The 5,888-nt window shown below is 42.1% G+C and carries 4 protein-coding genes; 3 read left to right on the forward strand and 1 reads right to left on the reverse strand.

Features of this window, described 5'->3' with window-relative positions:
- The coding region (locus Q7S11_00640) for a hypothetical protein (protein ID MDO8572258.1) at positions 1 to 485 on the reverse strand (485 nt) is incomplete at its 3' end.
- Between the two features lie 474 nt (positions 486 to 959).
- Here Q7S11_00640 and Q7S11_00645 point away from each other — a divergent pair.
- The 3 genes from Q7S11_00645 to Q7S11_00655 all read left to right on the forward strand — a co-directional run.
- The gene (locus tag Q7S11_00645; protein ID MDO8572259.1) at positions 960 to 1,976 is read left to right on the forward strand and encodes a glycosyltransferase family 2 protein; all 1,017 of its coding nucleotides are present in this window, start codon (positions 960 to 962) and stop codon (positions 1,974 to 1,976) included.
- 6 nt (positions 1,977 to 1,982) lie between these two features.
- Positions 1,983 to 2,393: a hypothetical protein gene (locus Q7S11_00650; GenBank protein ID MDO8572260.1), complete on the forward strand. Its 411-nt coding sequence runs from the start codon at positions 1,983 to 1,985 to the stop codon at positions 2,391 to 2,393.
- Positions 2,394 to 2,404: 11 nt separating this feature from the next.
- A partial coding sequence (locus tag Q7S11_00655) for a PQQ-dependent sugar dehydrogenase (protein ID MDO8572261.1) occupies positions 2,405 to 5,888 on the forward strand: 3,484 nt, incomplete at its 3' end.

The following is a 5,888-nucleotide window of genomic DNA, read 5'->3' on the forward strand; positions in this document are numbered from 1 at the left end:
GTTCGACCATATCCCGTGGCGGCTAATATGGAGTTGTCGATTACTCGTATTCCCATACTACCAATAGGAGCTGCAACAAGAGTCGTCGAAGCGGCAAAGATTTCGTAGCACTGTTTATCACCAAGTTGAAAAATCGCATCGATGCCGGATGCGTGAACATCGGAAAACGGAAGTTCTTCTTCCTGAATAAGTCTCCAGTCTTCCGGAATTGTCAAAGTGAAAGTTTCTGTCTCGTATATCCCATTTTTTATAACACCGGGTTTTATTTTTGTTTCCCCGTCTTTTTTAGAATATATATTTGTGGCTGTCGGGACATTATTTTTAGTGGTTTCAGTTGTAGTGGCTATCATTTTTCCAGTCGTAGTCGCCATGGTAGTTGTGTCACCCAGAACAGGCTCTTCAACCCCCTTTTTCCCCACCACAACCCACCCCAGTCCGATGAGAACTAAAATTGTGAGAAAGATAATAATTGTCTGTTTTTTCATGGTGCTCAATATATAGTGACGGGAGAGAAAAAGCAAGGTTCCCCTCTTCCCTCTCCTCTACCAAATGGACTCCGTCAGCTCCAATAATCACAGGAGTTCAAATACGGAGGTACAAATATGGAGGTCGGGCCTCCGTATTTGTACCTCCGTATTTGAAGTGTTGCACTAACAGATTGAATGTAGTAGGGGGGGGTTGACTTATTCTTTAACCTATGATAGCTTGAGTATACGAAATACGACGACTTATCGGTTTTTTGACACGATCCAAAGAAGTTCTTTTTTTTAAAAAGAAAATTTATTTTTTAAATCACGATGGTGATCCCATGGTGATGTCTTAAATAGTATTCTGACGAGCCACGTAAGCGAGAAGCGAATTGGTGCTTTGTTTTGTAAGAGCATGGCCATTTAGACCGTGCTCTTATTTTATATCGACGATATTTCATAAATTAAAATATTTAACAATCAAAAATTTGTATGAAAATTAGCATTCTTATCCCCTGTCATAACGAGGAAAAATCAATTAAATCAACTATTGAATCCTGTTTGAACCAATCACGAAAACCAGACGAAATTCTGGTTGTTAATGATGGAAGTACGGATCGTACTGCGGAGATTCTTGCTTCCTTTGGGGATCAAATTAAAGTGGTTACGATTGCGCAAGCAACAGGAAATAAAAGTCACGCGCAAGAATATGGACTTACGTTTGTGGGGGGTGATGTTTTTATCGCCACAGATGGCGATACTATTCTTGATAAAAATTTTGTGAGATATGTTGAGGAAGATTTCCAAGATGCGAGTATAACTGCCGTCGCTGGATATGTGCGGAGTATGCCATACAATTGGCTTACCGCATGCCGAGCATTCGAGTATGCGGTGGGACAAAACCTTCACAAACTTGCTCAACATTATATAAATTTCTTGTTCGTGATCCCCGGCGCAGCAGGCGCGTTCCGTACAAAAGATTTTTTTAAACACATTACCTTTGAACACGATACGCTCACCGAAGATCTTGATTTTACATACCGCCTCCATAGAAAAGGATTGCGAGTGTTTTATGACCGAAGGATAGTAGTTTTCACCCAAGACCCAGTGACACTTCCCGCATACATAAATCAAATGCGACGATGGTTTGGCGGGGGATGGCAATGTCTTTTGAAACACCACGATCTTGTAACAAAAAAACCGAGAATCGCCTTCGAACTTTCACTCATGTATCTTGAGGGGATAATGTTTTCGCTTCTTCTTTTTATTTTACCCTTTTTAAGTCTTCGTTTTTACTTGTCATTTATTATTTCTTATTTCATTGTTGCCATAGCTTTTGCAATTTTTGCAACGTGGAAAGAAAAGAGGTGGGATTTATTGATTGTTCCTCTTCCCTATCTCCTCCTTGTGTTCCTCAATGCATACATTTTTTTGGAACAAATGATAAAAGAGATCTTCTTGCGTCAAAATAATCTCCAATGGTTTAAACCAGAACGTGTAGTAATGTAAAATATTATGAAGACGCCATTTTCAGGACTTTCTTTAATTTTCCATATCGCGGTTATTATAATCGGAATAATTTCTGATTTCTTCGCCAAAAAGAAAAAAAGAGTGTCCCCGGTAGTTAAAAAGGGAGAAACAATTTTCCGTGTTGCGCTTAAGCGGATTATTTCAGTATCTATTGTCACGGGACTATCAACAATGATGCTTATCTTTTTTGGAATAGCCATTAAAACAAGTATTCGTGAGGGTGAGAATGAATGGCACAGAAAATATACAAAAGAGGTATGGATAAACCTGAAAGACTATTCGGGAGAAAAATTACTCGGGTTAGAGAAATTTAATGTTGTTAGTTTTTTTCAATCCGGAAAAGTAGCAGTAATAAATATTTATGAGCAAAGAAATTATTTACAAGACATCAATTAATCATTAAAAACATGCAATCATATACAAAAAAAACTTTAGCGACTTTTATTATTTTGGTACACATCGCTTTTTTTACTCCGTTCTCAAATGTTACGGAAGCTGCCATCCTTGAACCTGGGTTTGAAGTTGAGCTCATCGCAAGTGGGTTTACTCTCCCTACGGCAATGACATTCGCGCCGGATGGAAGAATCTTTGTCGCGGAAAAGGGTGGCGCGGTACAAGTCGTGAAGAATGGCGCCCTCCTTCCCACGCCGGCAATAACACTCACTGATATTAATACTTTCGGCGACCGTGGACTTATTGGTATGGCTGTTGATCCAAATTTTGCGGCAAATGGATATCTTTATTTGTCTTATACATATGAAAATTCTCCGGGCTCAAATTTTAGTGGTCCAAAAACTGGAAGAGTTGTACGTGTCACCGTTATTGGAGACACCGCAAGTGAATCAAGTAAAATCGTACTTGTGGGGACGATTGGCGGATCTCCTGCTCTCCCTTCATGTGAAGATTATCCCTCGGGATCAGATTGTATTCCTTCGGATTCCATGAGTCATTCAGCGGGAGGATTACGTTTTGGTCCTGACGATAAGCTGTATGCAACCTTTGGCGATGGTTCGGCATTTGACACTGTTGATTCTCGAGCTTTGCGCGCGCAAAACCTCAACAGCCTTGGTGGAAAAATGATTCGTATTAATGCCGATGGCACCGCTCCTCTCGACAATCCATTTTATAGTGGCGATCCCAATGCTAACATCTCTAAAGTATATGTGCTGGGCTTGCGCAATGCGTTCCGTTTTAATTTTGAACCAGGAACCGGATCACTTTTCTTGGGAGATGTAGGGTGGAGTGATTGGGAAGAAGTGAATCTCGTTACTCCGGGTGCAAACTTTGGCTGGCCATGTCATGAGGGCATGAACACCACAACATACAACTGTACCGCATCATCAAGCGTTACGAACCCGCTCTACGTATACGGCCATGACAGTAATGGTGCCGGATCTATTACTGCCGGTTCATTTCCATCTAATGGTGCGTACCCAGCACAGTACAATAATTCATTTTTCTTCGGTGACTACGCCCAGAACTGGATAAAGCGTCTTGTCGTTTCCGCAAGCAGTACGACAACTTCTGTAGAGAACTTTATGGATGATACTGCGGGGCAAGTACCCAATGGACCAGTTGATATTTCAACAGGTCCCGACGGAAATATTTATTTTCTCTCAATTTATACAGGAGACCTCAATCGCCTTACCCACACAACAGGAAACCGACGTCCCGTTCCCGCTATCTCTGCTAACCCAACATCGGGACTCACTCCCCTTACTGTTAATTTTGGAAGCGTAGGATCTATCGACCCTGACAATGACCCGCTTACCTACAGCTGGAACTTCGGAGATAGCGGAACGGAAACAAGTGCAAACCCAACACACACCTACACAATAAATGGAACATACACAGCTAGTCTTACTTTGACAGATGATAAAGGATCATCCGCATCAAAAAGTATCACCATAAATGCTGGTAATCAGGAGCCTTCTCCTCAAATTACAAATCCCGCAAGCGGAATGCTCTACATGGCAAATCAAACGATTCAACTCAATGGTACGGCTACCGATCCAGAGGATGGAACACTTTCTGCTCCAGCGTTCCATTGGCAAATAATTCTTCATCACAATATTCACACCCACATGATTCAAGAGTTTGATGGAGTAATAAATCCTTCGTTTCTTGGTCCAGACCATGGAGCAACTGATGTATACACCGAGGTGGTGCTTACTGTTACCGACAGTGGAGGGTTAACAAATGCCCGAAGTATTAATCTCTATTTAAATAATGGTGGTAGTTCTGGAAACCTGATTAGCAATCCATCCGTTGAGGTTGAAGATCCCTTGCCGGGAAGACCTTTTAAGTGGTTCCAGGGATGGTTTGGAAACTTAAATCCGATATTTACTTATCCAGTAAGTGGATTCGAAGGAACAAAAGCAGTACAACTTGAAATCACAAGCTATACAAACGGTGGTGCAAAATGGTACTTCGACCCGGTCTTTATTACTCCAGGAGAAGAATACGTTTTCTCGAACTACTACACAGCAAATGCACCTAGTATGTATACTGCGCAATTTGGGTTCTCTGATGGAACGTTTCAATATCAAAGCCTTGGTGATGTTCCCCCTACGGCTATACCAACAAAGGTTGAAAAAAATATCATTGCACCGATTGGAGCACAAACCGTTACCGTTTTTCACGAATTAGATCGGGTTGGTATTCTTACGACAGACACCTACTCTCTCACCTTAGCGTCTACGCTTTCAGATACCACTTCTCCGGTGGTTTCCATAAGCACGCCTTCCACGGGAAGTATTGCTTCAAGTACGATAACTGTTTCGGTAAATGCTACTGATGATGTTGGCGTAGTGGGAGTTACTCTCTTTGTTGATGATGTGGCAGTTCTCACGGAAGACATGACAAGTCCCTACGATTTTGTGTGGGATACAACTACCGTTACCAATGGTTCACACACACTTTCTGCGCATGCTCGAGATGCAGCTTCAAATGTTGCTGTATCAACAGGAATAACAGTAACCGTTGATAATACTGTGCCGACAAACCTTATTCAAAATGGATTGCTTGAAATTCAAAATGGTGCGAACCCTCTTGCTTGGACTTCAAATAGTTGGGGTAACAATACAGCTATTCATACCTATCCAGTTACTGGGTTTAATGGTCAGAAAGCGGTACGCACTGAAATAACAAATTATCCGGCAGACGGTACTGGTGACGCAAAGTGGTATTTTGATCAAGTCGCTGTTACTCCGGGCACAACATATACCTACACAGATCACTACCGATCGAATACTATTTCTGACATCATTGGACGATACACTCTTACTGGTGGCGGTTTTCATTACTTTGGGTTGGCAAAAGAAATTCAACCTTCTTTAGCATGGCAAACAGTTTCAGGAACTTTTACTCCGCCGTCTGACGGAACGCATGTCACCTTCCTTCACCTTATTAGTGCCGTGGGATTCGTTGAAATAGACGATGCAGAAATGTATGTAAGCGGCACGAGCACGCCTTCTGAAACAAATGTTCCGATTGTTGAATTTACCAATCCCCTTCTAGGACAAACCGTATCGGGGACCATTACTCTCACCGCTTCTTCAACAGACGACACCGCAGTAACATATATTTTCTATGCTGTTGACGGGATTCCCATAACAGGACAAATCACACAACCTCCGTATTCTTTCAATTGGGACACAACGACTGTTTCCAACGGTTCACATACCCTTAAAGCAACGACTCACGATCCATCTGGAAATAATTCAACGCATACAATAACCATAACCGTTGATAATACTGTGCCACCAACAAGCAATCTCATCACCAACCCCTCTCTTGAAACCATTGGCGGGAATGGAGATCCACAAAATTGGTTCCGTGGTGGCTGGGGTACGAACAATCGTGTGTTCACCTATCCTGTGGCAGGAACAG

This window comes from bacterium, assembly GCA_030648955.1.
Classification (GTDB): domain Bacteria; phylum Patescibacteriota; class Minisyncoccia; order Phycocordibacterales; family JAUSHB01; genus JAUSHB01.